The organism is Paenarthrobacter sp. R1, from assembly GCF_030264015.1.
In the GTDB taxonomy this organism is placed as follows: Bacteria; Actinomycetota; Actinomycetes; order Actinomycetales; family Micrococcaceae; genus Arthrobacter; species Arthrobacter ureafaciens.
The window spans coordinates 1,965,143-1,985,217 of the sequence record NZ_CP127115.1 but is presented as its reverse complement, the minus strand read 5'-3'; the positions used below and the strand labels follow the sequence as shown (position 1 = coordinate 1,985,217).

Genomic DNA, 20,075 nt, shown 5'->3' with positions numbered 1-20,075 from the left:
GTCGGGACGGCTCCGGAGAGGGGTGGCGGTGAGAGCAGGCATTGCACGCGAAACGCTCGACGGCGAGCGGCGGGTGGCGGCAACACCGGAAACAGTCAAGCAATTGGTCGGCCTGGGCCTGGAGGTGTCCATAGAGTCCGGAGCGGGGCAGGCCTCCGGCCACAGCGATGCCGACTACCAGGCCGCGGGTGCCACGGTGGTCCCGTCCCTGGACCTCGGAGCACTTGAGGTCTACTGCCACGTGCGTCCCATGGACCCGACGACGGCGGGAGCCCTCCGTCGTGGCGCCGTCACCGTGGGGCTGGGGTCGCCGTCGTCGGAGTTGCCTACCGTACGCGCGCTCGCCGCCGGCGGCATCACCTCCTTCGCCCTGGAACTGGTTCCACGCATCTCCCGGGCCCAGTCCATGGATGCACTGACATCCCAGGCGCTGGTTGCCGGATACCGCTGCGTGCTCGAAGCTGCGATGCGTTTGCCGCGCTTCTTCCCCCTCTACATGACTGCTGCAGGGACCATCCCGCCTGCCCGCGTGCTGGTGTTGGGCGCGGGTGTTGCCGGGTTGCAGGCCATTGGCACGGCAAAGCGGTTAGGAGCACGCGTCTCTGCCAACGACATCCGGCCCGCCTCCGCGGATGAGGTGGCTTCCATGGGTGGAACGTTCATCAAACTGGACCTCGAAACCGCGGAGGCGTCCGGCGGCTACGCGCGTGAGCTCAGCGCCGATCGGGGTGCTTTGCAGAGAGCTTTGCTGGCCCCGCACGTGGCGCAGGCCGATGTCCTCATCACCACTGCTGCGGTGCCCGGGAGGCGCGCGCCCATGCTGGTCACCCGCGAGATGGTCCAAGGAATGCGGCCGGGGTCCGTGGTTGTGGACTTGGCCGCGGAGTCCGGAGGCAATGTGGAGGGCGTGATTCCCGGCCAAGACCTGCACATTCCCACAGCAGACGGGCAGGGCGAGGTCACACTGGTGGGTATGAAGGACGCCGCCTCAGCCATGCCGGCCGATGCTTCGAGGCTCTACGCCAAGAATGTGGCGAACCTGCTGGCCCTCATGACCCAGGACGGGGCGGTTGCCCCGGACTTCGACGACGAAGTGGTGGCCGGAACCTGCCTGACCCACGACGGTGCCATCCGGCACGGTCCAACGGCGGAAGCCCTCGCTGCATTGGGAACAGAAGGAGCGCGTTGATGGACGGTATGAGCCTGCTGACGATCACCGTGCTGGCGGTGTTTGTCGGATTCGAAGTGGTTTCCAAGGTTTCCAGCACCTTGCATACGCCGTTGATGTCCGGGGCCAACGCCATTCACGGGATCATCCTGGTGGGAGCCATCATCGTGGCCGGGCAAGCTTCGGACCCCTGGGTGCTGGCGGTTGCCCTCTTGGCGGTTGTGCTTGCCACGGCCAACCTCGTGGGCGGCTTCGTGGTGACCGACCGCATGCTGGAGATGTTCCGCGGAAGGCAGCGGCCGCCGTCGGGCACTGACGCTGCCGGTAGCGCAGGGCGTTCCGGTAGCGCAGGGCGTTCCGGTAGCGGCGGCGCAGGGGAGCGGCGGCCATGACGCTCCTCGACCCCACCTGGACTGCCCTCCTGTACCTTGCTGCGGCTGCCTGTTTCATCCTCGCGCTGAAGGGACTGAGCTCGCCCAAGACGGCCCGTCGCGGCAACCTCATCGGCGCGTTTGGCGCCCTGCTGGCAGTAGTGACGGTGTTCCTATCGGTGAAGCTGGATAACATCCCGTGGATCCTGGGCGCGATCGTGGTGGGGTCCGGCATCGCCGCGCCTGTAGCCCGGCGCGTGCAGATGACCCAGATGCCGCAACTCGTGGCTCTGTTCAACGGCGTGGGCGGCGGCGCGGCGGCCCTGGTGGCATTGCTGGAGCTGCCGCACACGGATGATTCGTGGGTGCGCTTGGCGATTGTGTTTACGTTGTTGGTGGGGGCGGTGTCGTTTGCCGGTTCCGCCGTGACGTTCGCAAAGCTGCAGGGACTCATGACCACGCGGCCGGTCACGTTCCCTGGCCTGCCGGTGCTGATGGCTCTTGTGTTGTTGGCTGCCGTAGCTGTGGCCGTGATGGTGATTCTTGGCGGTTCCATTGGCTTGGCCGTGGTGCTCCTGGTGCTGGGGCTGGTTGCCGGCGTGCTACTGGTCCTTCCGGTGGGCGGTGCCGATGTTCCGATCGTTATTTCATTGCTCAATGCCTTCACGGGCCTGGCGGTTGCGGCCTCCGGCCTGGTCCTGGGCAACGTGTTGCTTTTGGTGGCGGGAACCCTGGTGGGGGCCTCCGGCACCATCCTGACCCGCGCCATGGCCGCGGCCATGGGACGCAGCGTCGCCGGCATCATGTTCGGCGCCTTCAAGGGAGGTTCGACGGCGGGGTCCACGGCCGTGAGCGAACGGCCGGTGCGTTCTTCCAGCGCAGAAGACGTGGCGGTGCTCCTCGGCTACGCACAACGGGTGATCATCGTGCCCGGCTACGGATTGGCCGTAGCGCAGGGCCAGCACACGGCGGCAGAGCTTGCCTCGGCCCTGGAATCCCGCGGGACGGAGGTTGACTTCGCGATCCATCCCGTGGCCGGTCGCATGCCCGGGCACATGAACGTGCTGCTCGCGGAGGCGAACGTGCCTTACGAGTCCCTGAAGGAAATGGGAGACATCAACTCGGAATTCAAAACCGCGGACGTGGCCTTGGTGGTCGGAGCCAATGACGTGGTGAATCCTGCAGCCAAGACCACCGCCGGTTCGCCGATCTACGGGATGCCCATCCTGGAAGTGGCCGATGCCCGACAAGTCGTGTTCCTGAAGCGATCCATGCGGCCCGGCTTCGCGGGCATCGAGAATGACCTTCTCTACGAGCCACAAACCACGCTGCTGTTCGGGGACGCCAAGGATTCCCTGACCAAAGTGCTGGGCGCCGTGAAGGCACTGTAAACAACCCGCGTATTGATAAGGAGCCCGGACGATGGCAGTGAAGCTCAACAAGAAGGCCTTGGACCACGCCAAGAAGTTGATCAAGGAAGGCAAAGTGGCCAAGGACGAGCGGGACGACTGGAGCGAGCACGCGCCCTCAACCAAGGAAGAAAACTCGTTCCTCGAAAAGCACGACTTCGCTGAGTACGGCAAGTGGTACCTCGGCGTGGACGACGACCATCCGGACGACCAGAAGGGGCACTACAAATTCCCCGTCGGCGACTTCAAGAAGATCCATCGCTGCGGCGTCATCTCAGCCGAAAGCCGTGCCGGCCAGAACGACTACGACGACATCCGGGACGCCCTGGGAAAGCTCTTGGACCTGATCGACAAGGACTGACCCGGACGTCCCGGCTAGCTCCTGGACCTGATCGACAAGGACTGAGCCCGGACGCCCTCGGCAAGCTCCTGGACCTGATCGACAAGGACTGAGCCCGGACGCCCCGGCTAGCTTCAGGGCATGCCAGAGGGTAACCGCCCGCCAGCTACTTCCCGCACTTGGGGTCCAGGAGCGGCGCCCCGGCCAGCTTCAAAGCGTGCCAGAGGGTAACCGCCACGGAATCGAGAACCGGTACTCCGGTGCGAGCCTCGGACTGTAGCTTTTAGGGCCCTTCACCGGGCATTAATTCGGGCGGGGTATACGGGAATCCGAGAATGGCGGAAACACTTGGAAGCTCGGAGAGCCGAAGGGCGGTGACGGAGCGGCCGGTGAACGACCGGCTTACGGGCGCGCTATTGGTCCACCCCTTAGGCGCCCTAGCCCTCAAAATGTCAGGGGCTGGCGATACCTTCCTAATACCGCGCAAAGGGCCGGTTGACTCTATAGGGGGCAACAATGAGCGCACCGGATCGACGAGTTCGCGTTATTTTCAGCTGCAAGAGAGGTCACCAACACGAACTTTGCGTGAGCATTGAGCGCCAAGTACCACCTGAGCTTCGTTGCACCCCCGATGCTGGTCAAGGGTACGGCGCCGGAGACGGCGCTGGGTGCAAGGTGCCGGCCAATCTGAACGAGGTAGTGGAGCGTGAGTTGCGTGACGCTTTCCAAGAAAGCAAACGCCGTGGCCACGTTCTAGTTCGCGAATAGTAGAAGCAACCATGGGGGTGGCGAGTTTGATAATCCGGCCACGGGTAACTGCCTAGCAGATGCTTGTGCTCGACTGCCCGGTTCCGGATCCTTGAGCGGACGGCGATCGCATCCGAGAAGGTCTGTCCGCAGCTTCAAGACGCCGGGTTCTGCTCTCCTGCATGTGCGATGGCGACGTCCGTGGAGTACGGCTTCGAGCAATCTAGGATGATTCGGAGAACCGTAGAGGGGGGAAGATGACGCTGGGCCTGGTGTTCATAATCGTTGGCCTGGTCTGGGTCGTCTTTCGGAAATGGATTGCCAGCCGCCAACTATTTATCACTGACCAGATGCTCAACCGTCCGGACGAGCCAGAAGCTGGTCGAGTGAGTGGGTTCGAACAACTTGGTGTGTTCTTCTCTATCTTGTTGATCATAAGTGGTGTGGTCATTGTTGGGCTTACGCTCATCTTCCGGCCACCGTGGTCAGGTTAATGATGAGTTCACCGTTTCTAGCGCTGGTTGGAGCCTTCCTCGTTGTGAGCGGAGTGATGCTCTACCTTCTGAGGCAACGGCTCGCACGGGTCGGCAAGGATGGTTGGTCCTGGCTGCCGGAGACAACTAAATTCAAGTCCCACGAGTACCAGCTTCGGGCTTCGAAAGTTGCGGCGTACCTGGTCGCGATGACTGGGTTTGGCTTTTTAGCGATCTCCTTCATGCCTTGACGGGGGTGTCAAGTTTTCTGTGTAAGGGACCGGTCGGTTGTCCGGTCTGCCGGGTGGTCAGATCGGAAGTCGGTTGGGGAATTGAACGGCGAAAGCGTTCAGTGCCTGGTGCCAGCCTTGGGTGCCGGTTCCGAGTTCACCGCCGCGGGTCGTTTCGATGTTTCTGATCCCGAGGTAGACCAGCTTGATCGCGGCCTCGTCGGAAGGAAATGAGCCCCGCGTTTTGGTGATCTTCCGCAGCTGGTAGTTGATCGATTCGATCTGGTTCGTGGTGTAGATGACTTTGCGGATCTCCGGGGTGAAGGCCAGGAACGGGGTGAAGTCTTCCCAGGCGTTCCGCCAGGCCAGCACCGCCCCGGGAGCCGTGGCCTGCCAGGTTTCCGCGAAGGCCTCCATTGCCAGTTCGGCCGCCTGCACGGTCGGTGCGGTGTAGATCGGGCGCATGTCCCGGGCCATGGCTTTGCGGGCGCCGTAGGAGGCGTATTTCATGGCCGAGCGCAGCAGGTGCACGACGCAGGTCTGCACGACGGTCTGGGGGTAGATGCTGTTCACCGCTGCCGGCAGCCCGGTGAGCCCGTCACAGCACAGGATCAGGATGTCGGCGGCTCCGCGGTTGCGGATTTCGGTGAGCACGTTGGCCCAGAACTTCGCCCCTTCGCTGGTGCCCAGCCACAGGCCCAGGACCTGCTTGCGGTCCTCCACGTCAACGCCCACGGCCACGTGGCAGGCCTTGTTCACCACCACGCCGCCGTCCCGGATTTTCAGCCAGATCGCGTCGATGTAGACGATCGGATACACGGACTCCAGCGGCCGGTTCTGCCACTGGGCGACCTCATCGGCAATCACGTCCGTCACCCTCGAAATCGTCGCGGCGGAGACCTTGGTCCCGTAGATTTCATCGAGGTGGGAACCGATATCCCGGGTGCTCATCCCGCGGGCGTAGAGTGACAGGATCATGTCCTCGACCTTGCCCAACCGGCGGGCCCGCTTGGGCACGATGACCGGTTCGAAGGAGCTGTTCCGGTCCCGTGGCACTGTGACCTGCACAGGCCCCTGGAGGGTCTGAACGCTCTTGGTTGTCTTGCCGTTGCGGGAGTTGCCCGTGCCCTGCCCTGCGGGGTCCCCGGACTCGTAGCCGAGGTGGTCGCTCATCTCCGTTTCCAGGGCCCGTTCCAGGACCGCGCGGGTCATCCGGGCAAGGAGTTCCTCAACACCGTTGCGGCCCTCTCCGAGGTCCTCCGCAGCCGTGACGAGCGCGTCGATCTGATCGGCGCTCAAAACGCCTTCAAGGGGGTTAGTGGTCATACTGATTTCGGCCAAGAGGGCCCGTCCTTTCAGGGGTGAAACCGCAGGTCACACCCTAGTTAGAGACCGGACCCTTACACACTCAATGAAACACCCTCGCCTTGACTTCCCTTGGTGTTGCGGCCGCGGTCCAACGCCAAGGGAATCTGTTGGGGGAAGAGCTGTGGTCAGAGTTCGAGACAAGCGGCGATCTGGACCTATCCGAGTTCGCGGACGATAGCGAGTATGGCGTCTACTTCACCCCCATCTACGCCTCCAGCCAGCAGAAACGCTTTGGACGACAATAGTGATTAGCGCCCTTTAGTCGATCCCCGACCGAACAAAGACGGGCTTTCATGCACGTAGAAGTGTGTCATGGACCGAAGCGTGCTCGCCCACCCTCACGATCAACTCGCCGGCCATTCCTCCCCAGCGGGACCAAACGTGGAACTCAATCACGCCGCGCTCGCCCCGGACACTGACCTTCACGGTCTCTCGCTCAAGAACAAGGCGCACCTCGTCACCGTGGATCCAGCGGATGCTCGCTGACCCAGCGATCTCGTCCAAGGTAAGCGTTACGGTACTGCCGTCGTTCGCCCACGCCAACAGGTCGACCACCCAAGGCTGATCAGACGTCTCGATACCAACCCCGACGTCACTCAGGTCTTCAAGCCTTGGAACTTCCAGCGGGGCACTCATAACCACTTGCTCCCATATCACCCCGCCGCAAAGATCAGGACCAGCTGCACGCTACAGGATTCTTCAACTGACAGGGACTTGTGCGCTTTCTTAGGTGATGATGTTACATATGCACGATTCGATCCTCTCCGCCCAGATGCGGCTGACCGCCAGATTCGGGGCTGTCCCTACACCACCGTTGCAGGGCGTGAAAGGGGAGTGTCCAAAAACGTGTGGTCGCCTCATGTTTATCCACTTAACGGTCTGCGGCATGCAGCCGCGGCTGGGTAGAGTGGCTGGTTCATCTGGCGCGGTGAAGACCTAGGAACGGCGGATGACTTCTTCGTTCCGTTGTACGTCGAGCATCTGACGACACGGTGTTCTGAAGTCGTTCCCTCTCTTGCCTTGCCCGCAGGGTGGCGATTCCTCTTGACGCCTGGGCACGAAGATGTCTGGTTTGACGAGTCGTTGTTGAATGTTGAGGAAAGCTGACCCGGACGTCTGGATCTCTCGTTCGGGATTCGCGACAGGTAGAGGATCCCCGAGCGGGCAATGCAGCCAACGGGCCTCGCCTGGCGTAACAGCTGGCGCGAGAACAGGCTGCTCCGAGAGTGAATGCCTTCATTACCGCTTAGGAAATCTCACCACTGAAGCCGTTAGAGACGCCAAAATCATTATCCCGGGAGAGGAATCGGGGCTGAGAGATCCAAACCTGACGCTCAGGTAGTGACATCAAGGATGCACGACAACATCAACGGGACCAATTCCAGGTTGAGCCCAAGGGAGGCGGCCAGCCCTCTCCATAAACTCATTGGCACCTGCCAAAGCTGCCAGTAGACGCTCGCCCTTTTCCTCTACCACAATGACGAAGGGGACGTCTTGAGTTCGCCACCGATCAAGGATATTTGGAAACATGGATATAAAGTCGCCAGCGATGGGCGATGTTTCGGTGGCCCCACGAACAATCACTAAGTAACCCTTCCTGTTCCCGAACCACTCAAGGTCTGAGATTAAGTCAATGGCGGCATCGAGTCCCACGGTCCTATATGGATACCTAAACTTTGCTTCGAGGTAGGCACATAGGGCCGTCTCATCAGAGAGCCCCGACAAATCCAGTTCAAAGACCATCATCCCGTGTAGATGGGCATCGGCTTTGAGACGGTCGCGTAGGGAACCGGTGACGCCCAGGTGAACGGCATACTTTTTGCTGATGTCATCAATCTTCATGGTCCTACCTGATCTGAATGGGTGCATTCACATGGTCCCAATAATAGATGGCGTTGGGGTTCTTCTCGGATCCTTCGATGATTATTCGATCCGGTCCGCGCCTTGCTCCAGCGGGAGCTGCAGTCCATTCTGTATACGTCCCTTCGGGCAGCTGGCCCAGTCTATTTTCGTAAGGTTTGCCGTCGTGACCAGGAAAGCGGACTTTTCCGGTGGCTGCTCGAGAAATCGCGTCATCAACATTGGCACGAATTTCAGGGGAAAGTGCCTCCATAGCCGCTTTCAGGGAATTGGAGGATCCTCCCTTTAGGGCACCTCTAGCTGCTCCTTTCGCAGCCCCTCCACCGGGTATGAGCGAAGCTGCGGCCCCGATTTCTGCTTGCAGCTGGGCGTCCTCGTCGAGTTCCCCACCGTTATCGGCCGCGTTTCCGGCCGCCTGCAGTCCCGTGCCGACAAGTCCTCCTGTTAGGCACGCTCCAAACCCTGGTATGCAAGCCAGAACGCCTAGGGGGCCTCCAGCTATGATCGCGAATCCTTCCCATGTTCCTATGCCGAGCTTCCGGAAATCTGACTTTGTCGGTCCGCCATATCCAGCACCAAAGTCGGTCTTGAAGGCCCAGTCGTCAATGTTTCCCGGAGAAGACGAGGGAGCCGGGCTGGTTACCTTGAGCCACGATGGCACCGAAGGTGAGGAGGAGACAGGTGCGTTTCCGAGTAGTGGTGTATTAGATGAAGACGGGTAGGAGATTCCTGTTTCCTCAGTGCATCCACAACTTGGCCTCAACCCGCTTGGATCTGAGGTGTTAATGACCATGCCGAAGGCATACGTGTACGGGGTGAACCCCCGTTGGTCTTCTGTCGTGAGGATGGGGTCTGGCGCGGTAAATACGCCGAGGACGGGGTCCATGTCCCTGGCTCCGACGTGGGTGAGGGAGCTGATGCTGTCGTCGAGTCCGGCGATGTAGCCGTTGACGGCGCTGAACCCTGTGGCACTGGCGGCGTTGGTTCCTGTCCCGGAAGTGGCGGCTGCTGCGTTGGTGAAGGCTGCGGTGCCGGTTCCGGTGCTGTTGGCGCCGCGGGCGAGGCCGAGCGGGTCGGTGCGGCGGACAAGGGTGACGGCCCCGGTTCCGACGGTGGTGTTGGGCAGTGCCATGGTTTGGGCGGTGTTGATGTTGTCGCCGATGATGAACGCGACTTTGGTGCCGGCACTGGTGGCGGTGCGTTGGGCGACGACTTTACCGGAAAAGGTGTAGGTCTTGGTCGCTGTCTTGGCACCTGTTGCTGCGTTGTGGTGGGCGGTGATGCTGCCCAGGGTGATGGTGGTCCCGGTTCCGTCGATGATCCCGACGAGGTTCCCGGCGGCGTCGTAGTACCGTGCCCCGGTGCTCCCGGCACCGGTTGTTGGTGCTGGGGGTGTGCCGGCTGTGGCATTGGGGTTCGGGTTGGCCGGGACAGTGCTGGTTCCGGTGGTGGTGTCGATTTTACCGTCGAGGGTGTAGGTGATGGTTTGCCCGGAACGGCCCGTCATCCGCCCTGCCGCGTCCCATGTGAAGGTCTGCGGTGTGGGGGTGGACCCGGTGACGGACTGGACCCGGTGGGGTCCAACGGTTCCGGGTGTGGGGTAGGCGTAGGTTTCGGTGACGGCGAGGGTGCCGTTGGATCCGAAGCGTTTGACCTGGGACCGGTCACCGGCTGCGGTGTAGGTGTAGGTCTGGGCGTAGGGTGCAGGGCCGCCGAGCCCTGTCACGCTTGCGGCCACGGGGGTTGGGGCGGTGCCGCAGGTTGTGGTTGCCGGGGTCCAGACGGCTTTGATCCGGTCGGCGTGGTCGTAGGTGTAGCACTGGTTGTCGGTCGGTGAGGACGGGCGTGAGGTGTAGGCCTGTTGGCGTGAGGTGATCCGCCCGGCCGGGTCGTATTTGTAGCTGGTGGTGCCTAGGTCCGGGGAGTTGACGCCGAGGTGGTTGGTGGCCTGGGTTTTGTTCAGCCGTCCGGTTGTTGCGTCCCAGGTGAGGGTCACGTCGATGCTGCCGGTCGTGTTGGCTCCGGAGGAGTAGTTGCTGTCGGCTTGGGTGTATTTGGTCAGCTGCCCCAGGTGGTTGTACATGCCGTTGCCGGCGTATTTGTTGCCGCTGCCGACAATCTCTGTCGGGTTGTCGAACCCGTCCCAGCCGTACCCGACGGATTCGGCCGGTAGCCCGGCAATGGCCGGGGTTCCGGCAACGTCGGTTTTGCCGGTGTAGGTGGTGGTGTTCGTGAACGTGTAGGACCCGTTGAAGTTGGTCAGCCCGGCCGGGAGCGTGGTGGTGGTGGTGCCCGGGGTGTAGGCCAGGTCGAACCCGGTGAACGTTGTGGTCACGGGCTGGTCAAATGCGGCGCCGTTGTTCCGGGTGGAGCTGGAGAGCACACCCAGGGTGCTGGACCCGTCGTAGGTGTTCGTGATCAAGGTCTTCTCCGTTCCGCCGGCGGCGGTAACGGTTTGCTTGGTGACGCGGTCCAGGACGTCGTAGGTGTACTTGGTGACCGTGTTCAGCTCATTGGTCCGGGACGCGACCCGGCCAGCTGCGTCATAGGTCGTGGTGCCGGTGCCGGTGTCGGGGTCTTCGCTGCTGATCTGCCGCCCGGCGGGGTCATACGCCCAGGACCAGAGGTTGGATCCGTCGCCCATGCCGGTGAGCTGCCCGAACACGTCATAGACGTAGGAGCTGACATCCGCGGACCCGGTCGCTGTGGTGCCGTAATAGCTGGTACGGGTCTGGAGCTTCCCGTCGGTGTTCGTCACTGCTTTGACCGGGGACGTGGTGAAGCCTGTGTCGTCAGTGGTGGTGACGGTGGTGGTGTCGACGCCGGTGTAGGTGTAGGTGGTTTTGGAGATTTCGTCGTTGTCCCAGGCCATGGCCCGGACAGCGGAGACCCTGCCTCCTGCTTCGTATTCATACAGGGTTGAGGAAGCCACCGCGACGGTCGGGGTGAACAAGACACCGTCCGGGTCGGAGTAGACGAAGTAGTCGTTGCGTTGAAGGTCTTTTTGCCCGGCGGAGTTGTAGGTCGTGTCGGTGACGATGGACCCGCCGCCCGGTGACTGGGTCTGGGTTTGCCGGACCCGGCCCATGCCGTCGTAGATGGTGTAGCTGTTGGTCCGGTCCTGGTGGCCGCTCATGGTGGTTTTCTTCACCCAGGATGGGCTGGTCGCGGACACGTTGTAGCTGGTCGCCACCGTGGGAAGGCTGAAACGGCCAGTGCTCTGGATGAGCGTGCGGGACGCCACCCCCCGAGGGCGTCAGCCCGCCAGCAACTTCCCCCACCTGGGGTCCAGGAGCGGCGCCCCCGCCAGCTTCAGGGCGTGCCAGAGGGTCACCGCCACGGAATCGAGAACGGGTACTCCGGTGCGGGCCTCCACCTCCGCCGTGATGTCGGCGCCGTACAGGTTGGTGCACAGGTACACCAACGCATCAGGATGGGATGCTGCCAACTCAAGTGAACCCGGCAGCATCTCGTCGTCCGTCACCCGTGCGAACGATTCGTTGTCGCTCAGGTCCAGGTGGCGGTGGTCGATGGTCTTGATCCCCTCGCGGGCGTACGAAGCGACCACGGCATCATTCACATCCGGAGTGTAGGGCGTGAACAGCCCGATCCGCTCGGTCCCGAACTCGGAAAACGCGGAAAGGTAGGCCAGCGTCGAGGTGGTGGCCGGGATGCCGGTGGCTTCGGTGATCTCCCGGACCATGGCGTGGTCATGCGCGGCGCCGAGCCACGATCCCGACGTCCCGTTCCAGGCGATGACATCAACGTTCGCCGTGGCCAGCAATTCGGCGGCAGCCCTCATCACGGACGAATCGAACTGCTTGTCCGAGGAATCATCCAGCGCAATACGGGTAACAGGGATCCGGGTGGAATGAATGGTCACGTCCCGGCGGTCGCCAAGGATCCGGTAGGTCTGCGGTTCCAGGCAGGTGTTGGAGGACGGCACGATCATGCCGATGCGGGTAGGGCGGTCAAGTGAAGGCATGGGGGTCTCCTAAACGGAAGCGGAAACAGGTGCAGAAAGGGAACGGTGTTCGGTGAAGCCGTTGCGGGCGATGAAGCGGCCCGCGGCTCCGGGATCGTGGAAGCCGGCGCCATCCAGGACCACGCGACCGGCAGAAACCACGACGGCGGGCCAGCCGTTCAGCGTCTTCCCTTCGAAAGGCGAGAAATCGGTCCCCATGTGCAGCGCACCGCCGTCGACGGTTCGCTGTGCGGCGGGATCGAAGATCACCAGGTCGGCGTCGAAGCCTTCAACGACGGCGCCTTTTCGAGGGAGCGCGTTGATGCGCGCGGGGCCGGCGGAGAAGACCTCCACGAAGTCCTCCACGGAGCCGCCTGACTCGGTGACCATGGCCGTGAAGGCCACGGGCATCCGGGTCTCGACGCCGGGCAGGCCGTGAGGCATGAAGCGGATGTCGTCCGTGCGCTCGCGTTTTTGGGAGAGGTCGTAGCAGGAGTGGTCCGAGGAGACCGTATGGATGGCACCGGAGGCGAGGCGTTCCTTCAGGGCAGCAACGGTTTCGGCATTGCGCATAGGCGGGCAGCAGGCATACCACTCGGGGAACGTGGATCCGTACACGCTCTCATCCAGGGTGACGTAGTGCGGGCACGTCTCCGAGTAAGCCTCCTGTCCGCGCTCGCGGGCGGCGGTCACCAGGTCCACTGCGCCGGGCGTGGACTGGTGGACGAAGTAGACGGGGGCTCCGGTGTACTCGGCCATCGCGAGGGTTTCCTTGACGGAGATTTCTTCGGCGAGTTCGGGCCGTGTGCGGTGCAGGTGCTCGATCCCGATCAGGCCGTCGGAGGCGTGCTGCTCGGTGCAGTCGGTGATGATCGCGTCGTGCTCGGCGTGGATGTACGTGAGGCCGTCCAGGCGCACCATTTCGCGCATGACCTTCAGGATGGTGTCGTTGTCCGCCATGGTGGTGCCGCGGTTGGTGGTGTACATCTTCACTGACCGGACGCCCTCGGCGGCGAGTTGTTCGAGCTGCCACGGTACGGTCTCATCCCAGGCGATCACGGAGCCGTGCAGGGCAACGTCGCAGCGGGACTCCTGGGCGAGGCGTTTCTTGTTGAGCACTGCCTCGAGTGGTGTTTCCTGGGCGTCGCGGGGGATGCCGAAATCGATGATGGTGGTGGTTCCGCCCCACAGTGCTGCGGTGGAGGTGGTGGCGTAGTCGTCCAGCGTCCGGAAGCGGCCGGTGACCTGTGCGACGTGGCAGTGCCCGTCCACGCCGCCGGGAATCACCAGCATGCCTGCAGCATCTACGGTGCGGGCCGCTGCGGGTACGGGTTCGGTGGCATCGAGCAGCGCGGTGACTTTTCCGCCGTCGACGATGACGTGGGCGGACTGCCGCCCGAAACTGTTCACCACCGTGCCGTTGGCGATTACGAGGTCTGGGAGTTGGGACATCTTCGTCCTCCTGTTCTGAAGGGTTCTTAGGACGTGGCCGACAGGTGCGCTGCTTGCGCGGCGGTCATGGCGGCGTCGAGGTGAGGGGAGAGGCCGCGGCGCGCTTTGACCGGCGGGGCCGCGAAGGAGCCACCCCGGTGGGTGCCGGACTTGAGGGAGACCACGGCCTCGGCCATGCGGATGCCTGCCGAGATGCCGTCTACCACCGGGACGGGGATTTGGCCTTCCAGGCCGCGGGCCAGCCCGGCAAGCGGGGCGCCGGCGAGGATCACGACGTCGGCTCCGTCCTCAGCGGCGGCCTGCCGGCTTAGTGCCAGCAGGGTTTCTTTGAAGTCTGCCTGGACCGAACCGATGGAATTGAGGGATTGGTTGATGGAACGGATGGACGCGAGGCGGCCGCCGAAACCGAAGCGTTCCACGCAATCGCGGTACCAGGCCTGGATGCGGTCGGAGATAGCGATGATGGAGAAGCGCTGGCCTTGCAGGGCCGCGGCGCACAGGGCCGCTTCCGTGATCCCGATGACGGGGATGTCCACCAGTTCCTTCAGGGCCGGCATGCCGGGATCGCCAAAGGCGGCCACGACGACGCCGTCAATGGCGGAACCTGAGCTTGCGTCCGAAGCTGGACTGCCGTCGTCGTGCGTGTATTCGGCAATCAGCTCTGCGACCGCGCCGGCGGCAATCAGGGATTCAAAGCGCGTCTCGATGTACTCGACGCCGTGCCCGGCGGTCCGGACCACCAGCTCGGTGCCCTCGCTGGCTGAACGCAGGGCTTCTGCCTCAATGAGCGCCGTGACGTCGTCGCTGATGTTGGGGTTGATGACCAGGAGTTTCATGGCTTCTTCCGTAGTTTTCTGGGTTCGGGCACGCCCGCGCCGGTTTCCTCCGGGAACTGGTCGCGGTACTTGCTGACGTGCGACGCCGACTGGTCGGCAGCGCGGTCAGGGTCGCCGCTGGCGATCGCCGCGTAGAGTTCGCGGTGTTCGCGGATGAGTTCGGGCAGGTCGCTGACGTGGCGGAACAGCCAATGCATGCGGCCTTGGAGGGGTTCCAGTGCGGATCGGAGAAAATCGTTGTTGGCGATGCGGGTGATGGCATCGTGGAATTCGCTGTTGGCGCGGTGGGCTTCCAGGATGGAGCCTTTCGCGAGGAACTTTTCGGCTTGGTCAAGGAGGCCTTCAAGGTGGTGAAGGTCTTCTGCAGTGGCGCGCTTGGCGGCCAGCCGGCAGGCGAGGACTTCGAGGGATTGCCGGACGTCGAAGAGGTCTTCCACGTCCTTCGCGCTCAAGCCGCTGACCTCCGAACCGCGCCCTGCACGGTCGCGGATCAGGCCTTCTTGACGGAGCATCCGGAGCGCCTCGCGGATGGGGAGCCGGGAAACGTTGAATTCGGCAGCGAGGTCCCGCTCCACCAGCCGGGTACCGGGCGCATAATGCCCTTCGAAAATCCTGGAACGGAGCGTGTCACGCACGGATTCCCGGAGGGGGCGGTCCGTGTTGTTCGTGTCTTCTGCGGTCAGCATGTGAGCTCCATTTCGTGATGTGTAAGGCAATGCGCCCGGTCCCGGCGGTGCCCGGCCGTTGGGTGGTTCAGGACCCTCCGGCCGGCCCGGTGAGTGCGAGTCAGACCGGGAGCCGCTTGTTGTAATCGAGGGCCAGGACGGAGATGCCCATGACCACAGCGGATCCAACGAAGTACAGCAGTGCCCAGGTGTAGGAGCCGGTGGCCCCGACAATCAGGCCTACCACAATCGGCGTGACGAACCCGGCAATGTTGCCGCTGAAGTTCATCGCTCCACCCAGCACGCCGGCGTTGGTACGGCCGCCAAGGATGGACGGGATGGACCAGAAGAGGCCTACCCAGCGGAGGAAGAACAGGACTGCGGAGAGGAGGACGACGGCGGTGATCGGGTCCGGGACGATCGTCACGCCAACCAGGCCGCCGACTACGACGAGGCTGGAGATACCCAGCAGGGTGCGCATGACTTTGTTGGCCGAAGCGCCGGAGGCCCGCCACTTGTCCGCAATGGCGCCGCCGAGGATCTCGCCGACGAAGCCGGCGCCGAAGATCACGAACGTGGACCAGCCGATGGTCTTCAGGTCGAAGCCCTTTGCCTGTGCCAGGTACAGCGGACCCCACGTCAGCAGGCCGTAGAACACTCCGTTGAAACCGAGCCAGCCGAAGCACATGGCCCAGAAGGACCGGAACTTCAGGTAGGGCAGGAGGGCGCGCTTGCCCTGTGCCCCTTCACGGGCGGCCTCGGCGTCTTCCTCGGCGTGGGATTCCTCGATGTAGCTGGCTTCGGCATCGTTCACGCCCTTGTGCTGGCGGGGGTTGTCACGGATGTACCACCAGACGGCCAGGCCCATGAGGACGGTGGCTCCGCCGGCGATGATGAAGGACATCCGCCAGCTGCCGGTGGAGGCGATCAGCCAGGTGATGAGGATGCCGCCCAGACCGGCACCCAGGGGAGCTCCGGCGTCGAGGATGGTGGCGCCGCGGCCACGTTCCTTCCTGTGCATCCAGATGGCATTGAGCTTGCCACCGGCCGGCATGACGCCTGCCTCGGTGACGCCGATGCCCAAACGGGCGATGAACATGCTGAGGAATCCGCCGGCAAGGCCGGATGCGGCCGTGGCAGCACCCCAGCCGACGCACGATGCGGTGACAACTTTGCGGGGGCCGAACCTGTCAATCAGCCAGCCCACGGGGATTTGCATGAGGGCGTACGTCCAGAAGAACGCCGATAGCAGCAGGCCCACGAGTTCAGGGGCGAGGTTGAATTCTTTTTGGATGATGGGGAGGGCTACGGAGATGGAACCACGGTCGATGTAATTGACCGCGACCAGGACCAACAAGAGGATAAAGAGCTTCCAGCGGACGTTCGTGCGTCGCTGCACACCGTCCTTGCCGGGCTTTTGGTCGGTGTCCTGGGTTGCCAGTTGGGCGTTTTCGGTAGACACAGCTTCTCCTTCAGTAGGAGTCGACGGGATGGGGAATGTCTTTGGGGTGAGCCGGTGCGGGATATCGCTGCGGCGTGACCCTTACCGGCGGCAACTGTTGCGGTGCCTGCTCTTCGGTGGAACGTGCCCGCAGCCGGTGGTGGATCTTTTGGGATCCCGTTTTGGGATCCCAAAATCAAAGTTAGGTGTGGCGGGGGCCACTGTCAAGGGGTTTGGTATACCCAGTCTTCCGGCAAATTGTGACCGACGGTTTCTGCGGTGGACGGTTCAGCGCTTATCGATTGCTGCGACTCCGCTTCCGACATGCGAAAACCCGGCGAACCTTGGTAGGTTCACCGGGCTTTCGTTGAGGTACTGGGCAGGATCTTGGTGGAGCTGAGCCGGCGGTTCTGGGCCGCTTGGGATACCGGCCCTTCTGCTGAGTTGGGCTTAACCCGGCCTGGGTATGCCAGCTGCCGGGCCGCCGTCGTGCTTTGCTCTTTAGCGGATGGGGTCGTTGTCCAGGTCGCGGTTCCCGCGGCCGTTTGCTTCCTTGAGCAGGTCGCGGATCTCGGCCAGCAGGGCAGTGTCGGCAGGCAGCGGCTCTTCCTCGGGCTCCTCGGTGGACAGGCGGTCCTTGACCATGGAGTTGATCTTGTTCATGGGCGCCACAAAGATGAAATAGACCACGGCAGCGGTGATCAGAAACGTCACGAGGGCGGTCAGGACGGCCCCCAGGTTCACGAAGGTGGCCTCGTTGTCAGGCCAAATCCGGAAGCCCAGGCCATCGGCGTTGACGCCGCCGGCCGCTGCGATCACCGGGTTGATGATGTTGTTGGTGAACGCGCCCACCAGTGCGGTGAAGGCGCTGCCAATGACGACGGCGATCGCCAGCTCGATCACGTTGCCGCGGAGAATGAAGTCCTTGAAACCCTTAAACATGTCATGTCCTCTGATCAGTCGGTGCTCATCGCTCAAAGCAGAGAACAAACTACCACCCGCAAGTATCAGGGCGATGTCACGCGACGGCCTCCGCGGTGGAGGCACGTGAAGGTCGACGGCGGCCAAGCCACCTTTCGGCAGCGCCCATGGCCCTCGTGGCAAACGCCCAGTAGGCGATGCCACCGGCCAGCGACGCCGCAACTGCCAGGCCGAGGCTGGCCTCGGCGAACAGTGGATAAACAAGCCAATGCGTCACGTAGATGTACATGGAAGACGTGGCCAGCAACGCAGTTATCCGGTGAAGGCCCCGCGGCACAGGCAGGGTGGTTATCCAGAGCAGGATGAGGAACCCCACCAGGACCGTGGCGCTGCGGGGTTCGCTGGAGAACGATCCCGGAATGGTCAGCAGCGCCACGAGGGTCATGGCCGAGCGTTGCCACCACGTCTTGGACAAAGCGGCGGCCCACCCGAAGGCGAAAAGCCATAGGACGGGCCCCTGCCCGGGGTAGGGGAGTTCGATCACATCGAAGCGTTGGAGCAGGTCAATCGCCGCGAGGCTGAGTGGAAGCAGCCACGGCCACCTGCGCTGTGCCCTGTCCAGTGCGGGGATGGCCAGCAGCGCCGCCAGGCCCACCAGGATATGCACCAGGATCTCAATGAACCAGAAGCGCGACATGTCGGTCCAGCCTTGGGGCCCCACCAACGTGTTGAGCAGGAAAATGTTGTGCCAACCGTAGTCGTCCGTGGTGGCGAAGGCCACGCCGATCACCGCCATGCTGGGCAGGGCGATCCGTGCCACCGCCTTCAGTTGCCGTTTGAGCCGTTCCCGGCGTGGGCCCGACAGTTGGAACCGGGCAAAGTTGTATCCAGCCACCGCTATCAGGACGTGGGCCGTCCCTTCCCAGTCGAAGAGGCCCACATGGGTGGAAACGATGAAGATGATGGCCACTGCCCGCAGGACGATCCCGGTCTCCATGCGCGCAATCAACCTGCGACGCTGCGGCGCCGTCCCCGGCTGTGGGTTGGGTCCCGCCTTGTTGAGCCCTGCTGGCTTCGCTTCCGGTTCTTTGGGAGTCAGTTCGCACACCGGCATCAGGTGCCACCCGTCGGGAAGGTAGCCCAAGGCACTTTCCAGCCGGACCGACGCGGCTACGTAGGAGAGCGAATCGCCGCCCAATGAGACGAACGTGTCCGTTTCCTTGACGTCGGTCCGCTCAAGAACATCGGCAAAAATGGTCTTGGGGTCATCGCAGGCTTTTGCGGATGGAAGCTCCGGGTTCCTTTGCGGCTCCTGCGATGCCAAGGCGAGGACGGCAGGGTAATCCGTCTTTCCGTTGACCAGCCGTGGAATCGAGTCGACTGAGCAGAGGGTCAACGCCGCCCGGGGTATGCCAAGGTCCTGCGCCACGGTCTTCGCGAGAATGGAGAGTTCATGCTTGCCTTCGACCGCGGCCACGAGGCCACTGTCGGAGCCGGCAACTGCTGCCGTGACGCCGTAATCAGCCAGGATTTTCTCGACCCGTCCCAGGTCAACGCGCAGCCCCACGATCTTCACGAAGCGACTCCGCCGCCCGACGATCTGGTACAAGCCTCCCGGCCCCCTGCGTGCGAGGTCGCCCGTGCGGAGCTCGGTGATGTCCCGTCCCCGGGCGAGGTCAGATGGCTGCTCGGCGTAACCCAGCATGACGTTCGGCCCGGAGTAGACGAGCTCGCTCTCATCCAGGCCGGGCACGGGCTCCAGCCGGAAGGATCCTCCGGGAATGGGGACCCCTATGGCGTTGGGGTTATCAGCGGCCTCATCCGGGGGAAGGTACGCCATCCGTGCTGTCGCTTCGGTCTGGCCGTACATCACAAAGAGGTCCCAGCCACGCTCCTGGCCGAGCTGCGCATAACGGCGCACGCGGGCAGGGTCCAGGCGTCCGCCCGCCTGGGTGATGTACCGGAGGCTGGGCAGCTCCATGGTTTCGAAGCCCACGCGTTCGAGCAGGTCGAAGGTGTAGGGAACCGCGGCGAAAGACGTGACAGACCGCGACCGCATCAGCTCCCAGAAGCACGGATCAACCACGGACAGATCCGTGAGGGCAATTGAGGCACCCACCAGGAGGTGGCTGTTCACGACGCTCATGCCGTAGCAGTAGGACAGGGGAAGCGTGGTGGCCGCCGTGTCCGCCGGACGGAGATGCAGGTACTGCGCAATGGCCTGCGCATTCGCCTGCACCGATGCTGCGGAGATGCGGACCAGTTTGGGTGATCCGGTTGAGCCCGACGTGCTCAGCAGCAGGGCGAGTTCGGGATGGAGATCGTGCTTGCTCCCGGAGCGGCGTTCTTCAAGGGTTGTTCCACCGTCGACGGAGCGCGCAATGAGATCCGGCTCGTAAGCCGCCAGCAGCGACTCAACGGCAGGGCCTCCGCCGGAGGGAAGGATGAGCAGCGGATGGCCCGACGAGAGGGCTGCCAGGTACACCGTCAACGACGACAGCGTGTTGTCGGCCTCGAGGGCGACCAAGCGGCGGGCGCTGCCAAACGACGCCGCCATCTCCTGGACGCGCCAGGCCAGTTGGGCGTAGCTCACTGTGTCTGATCCGAGGTGTACTGCGGGCCGGTCTCCAAACGATGCCAAGTGGGCGGCAAAGGCGACTCCGGCCAAATCCGGCTGAATACTCACCAAGGCAAGATAGAAGGTATGCCTAACCTAACTCAAATGGATTTGCGCGCGGTTCCGAAATGTGAAGCCTTGGAGCAACCCGGAAAAGGGGAGGGGAAGTGATAGAGCAACGGACCTTCGGACGCTCTATCACTTCCCGCCGCC

General features: G+C 63.2%; 18 protein-coding genes. 7 read left to right on the top strand and 11 right to left on the bottom strand.

The window, feature by feature from the left end; all coding sequences use genetic code 11:
• The first annotated feature begins 28 nt into the window (after positions 1 to 28).
• The 5 genes from QN084_RS09615 to QN084_RS09595 all read left to right on the top strand — a co-directional run bounded on the left by QN084_RS09615 (position 29) and on the right by QN084_RS09595 (position 4,529).
• Entirely contained in the window at positions 29 to 1,189 is a 1,161-nt protein-coding gene (locus QN084_RS09615) for a Re/Si-specific NAD(P)(+) transhydrogenase subunit alpha (RefSeq protein ID WP_062099400.1), read from the top strand.
• The gene (locus tag QN084_RS09610; protein WP_021474661.1) at positions 1,189 to 1,560 is read left to right on the top strand and encodes an NAD(P) transhydrogenase subunit alpha part 2; all 372 of its coding nucleotides are present in this window, start codon (positions 1,189 to 1,191) and stop codon (positions 1,558 to 1,560) included. Before QN084_RS09615 ends, QN084_RS09610 begins: the two co-directional genes overlap by 1 nt.
• Positions 1,557 to 2,930: an NAD(P)(+) transhydrogenase (Re/Si-specific) subunit beta gene (locus tag QN084_RS09605; RefSeq protein ID WP_021474662.1), complete on the top strand. Its 1,374-nt coding sequence runs from the start codon at positions 1,557 to 1,559 to the stop codon at positions 2,928 to 2,930. Before QN084_RS09610 ends, QN084_RS09605 begins: the two co-directional genes overlap by 4 nt.
• Positions 2,931 to 2,961: 31 nt before the next feature.
• Positions 2,962 to 3,309 (top strand): hypothetical protein, encoded by a 348-nt coding sequence (locus QN084_RS09600; RefSeq protein WP_062098566.1) that lies wholly within the window; start codon positions 2,962 to 2,964, stop codon positions 3,307 to 3,309.
• 983 nt (positions 3,310 to 4,292) lie between these two features.
• Entirely contained in the window at positions 4,293 to 4,529 is a 237-nt protein-coding gene (locus QN084_RS09595) for a hypothetical protein (RefSeq protein ID WP_021474664.1), read from the top strand.
• A 287-nt stretch (positions 4,530 to 4,816) separates the two neighbouring features.
• Here QN084_RS09595 and QN084_RS09590 read toward each other — a convergent pair whose 3' ends face one another.
• Positions 4,817 to 6,064 (bottom strand): IS256 family transposase, encoded by a 1,248-nt coding sequence (locus tag QN084_RS09590; protein ID WP_069696394.1) that lies wholly within the window; start codon positions 6,062 to 6,064, stop codon positions 4,817 to 4,819.
• 101 nt (positions 6,065 to 6,165) lie between these two features.
• On the opposite strand from QN084_RS09590, the gene QN084_RS09585 reads away from it, so the two are divergent.
• Entirely contained in the window at positions 6,166 to 6,351 is a 186-nt protein-coding gene (locus tag QN084_RS09585; RefSeq protein WP_062098561.1) for a hypothetical protein, read from the top strand.
• Between the two features lie 46 nt (positions 6,352 to 6,397).
• Here QN084_RS09585 and QN084_RS09580 read toward each other — a convergent pair whose 3' ends face one another.
• The gene (locus QN084_RS09580; RefSeq protein ID WP_021474465.1) at positions 6,398 to 6,742 is read right to left on the bottom strand and encodes a hypothetical protein; all 345 of its coding nucleotides are present in this window, start codon (positions 6,740 to 6,742) and stop codon (positions 6,398 to 6,400) included.
• A gap of 330 nt (positions 6,743 to 7,072) precedes the next feature.
• Between QN084_RS09580 and QN084_RS24175 the strand changes: the two genes are divergently transcribed.
• A complete protein-coding gene (locus QN084_RS24175; protein ID WP_420831516.1) occupies positions 7,073 to 7,213 on the top strand; it encodes an immunity protein Imm33 domain-containing protein in 141 nt (46 codons plus the stop codon).
• 240 nt (positions 7,214 to 7,453) lie between these two features.
• Here QN084_RS24175 and QN084_RS09575 read toward each other — a convergent pair whose 3' ends face one another.
• The 9 genes from QN084_RS09575 to QN084_RS09535 form a co-directional block, all read right to left on the bottom strand.
• A complete protein-coding gene (locus QN084_RS09575; protein ID WP_021474466.1) occupies positions 7,454 to 7,948 on the bottom strand; it encodes a barstar family protein in 495 nt (164 codons plus the stop codon).
• Positions 7,949 to 7,952: 4 nt separating this feature from the next.
• Entirely contained in the window at positions 7,953 to 11,210 is a 3,258-nt protein-coding gene (locus tag QN084_RS09570) for a ribonuclease domain-containing protein (protein WP_069696395.1), read from the bottom strand.
• Positions 11,211 to 11,222: 12 nt separating this feature from the next.
• Entirely contained in the window at positions 11,223 to 11,951 is a 729-nt protein-coding gene (locus QN084_RS09565) for a maleate cis-trans isomerase family protein (RefSeq protein WP_069696396.1), read from the bottom strand.
• Between the two features lie 9 nt (positions 11,952 to 11,960).
• Entirely contained in the window at positions 11,961 to 13,382 is a 1,422-nt protein-coding gene (locus QN084_RS09560; RefSeq protein WP_021474478.1) for an amidohydrolase family protein, read from the bottom strand.
• Positions 13,383 to 13,408: 26 nt separating this feature from the next.
• The gene (locus tag QN084_RS09555) at positions 13,409 to 14,218 is read right to left on the bottom strand and encodes an aspartate/glutamate racemase family protein (RefSeq protein WP_069696397.1); all 810 of its coding nucleotides are present in this window, start codon (positions 14,216 to 14,218) and stop codon (positions 13,409 to 13,411) included.
• Positions 14,215 to 14,904: a GntR family transcriptional regulator gene (locus QN084_RS09550; protein ID WP_069696398.1), complete on the bottom strand. Its 690-nt coding sequence runs from the start codon at positions 14,902 to 14,904 to the stop codon at positions 14,215 to 14,217. The genes QN084_RS09555 and QN084_RS09550 overlap by 4 nt, the downstream gene beginning before the upstream one ends.
• A 100-nt stretch (positions 14,905 to 15,004) precedes the next feature.
• Positions 15,005 to 16,345, bottom strand: coding sequence for an MFS transporter (locus tag QN084_RS09545; protein ID WP_021474481.1), 1,341 nt, complete (start codon positions 16,343 to 16,345; stop codon positions 15,005 to 15,007).
• 480 nt (positions 16,346 to 16,825) lie between these two features.
• Entirely contained in the window at positions 16,826 to 17,266 is a 441-nt protein-coding gene (gene mscL, locus QN084_RS09540; protein WP_069696399.1) for a large conductance mechanosensitive channel protein MscL, read from the bottom strand.
• Between the two features lie 76 nt (positions 17,267 to 17,342).
• Positions 17,343 to 19,931: an AMP-binding protein gene (locus QN084_RS09535; protein WP_069696400.1), complete on the bottom strand. Its 2,589-nt coding sequence runs from the start codon at positions 19,929 to 19,931 to the stop codon at positions 17,343 to 17,345.
• Positions 19,932 to 20,075 lie beyond the last annotated feature (144 nt).

What these genes read in the sequence shown, in the direction of transcription:
- QN084_RS09610 (WP_021474661.1), top strand. Translation starts at nt 1,189, where the DNA reads ATGGACGGTATGAGCCTGCTGACGATCACCGTGCTGGCGGTGTTTGTC.
- QN084_RS09605 (WP_021474662.1), top strand. Translation starts at nt 1,557, where the DNA reads ATGACGCTCCTCGACCCCACCTGGACTGCCCTCCTGTACCTTGCTGCG.
- QN084_RS09600 (WP_062098566.1), top strand. Translation starts at nt 2,962, where the DNA reads ATGGCAGTGAAGCTCAACAAGAAGGCCTTGGACCACGCCAAGAAGTTG.
- QN084_RS09595 (WP_021474664.1), top strand. Translation starts at nt 4,293, where the DNA reads ATGACGCTGGGCCTGGTGTTCATAATCGTTGGCCTGGTCTGGGTCGTC.
- QN084_RS09590 (WP_069696394.1), bottom strand. Translation starts at nt 6,064, where the DNA reads ATGACCACTAACCCCCTTGAAGGCGTTTTGAGCGCCGATCAGATCGAC.
- QN084_RS09580 (WP_021474465.1), bottom strand. Translation starts at nt 6,742, where the DNA reads ATGAGTGCCCCGCTGGAAGTTCCAAGGCTTGAAGACCTGAGTGACGTC.
- QN084_RS09575 (WP_021474466.1), bottom strand. Translation starts at nt 7,948, where the DNA reads ATGAAGATTGATGACATCAGCAAAAAGTATGCCGTTCACCTGGGCGTC.
- QN084_RS09565 (WP_069696396.1), bottom strand. Translation starts at nt 11,951, where the DNA reads ATGCCTTCACTTGACCGCCCTACCCGCATCGGCATGATCGTGCCGTCC.
- QN084_RS09560 (WP_021474478.1), bottom strand. Translation starts at nt 13,382, where the DNA reads ATGTCCCAACTCCCAGACCTCGTAATCGCCAACGGCACGGTGGTGAAC.
- QN084_RS09555 (WP_069696397.1), bottom strand. Translation starts at nt 14,218, where the DNA reads ATGAAACTCCTGGTCATCAACCCCAACATCAGCGACGACGTCACGGCG.
- QN084_RS09550 (WP_069696398.1), bottom strand. Translation starts at nt 14,904, where the DNA reads ATGCTGACCGCAGAAGACACGAACAACACGGACCGCCCCCTCCGGGAA.
- mscL (WP_069696399.1), bottom strand. Translation starts at nt 17,266, where the DNA reads ATGTTTAAGGGTTTCAAGGACTTCATTCTCCGCGGCAACGTGATCGAG.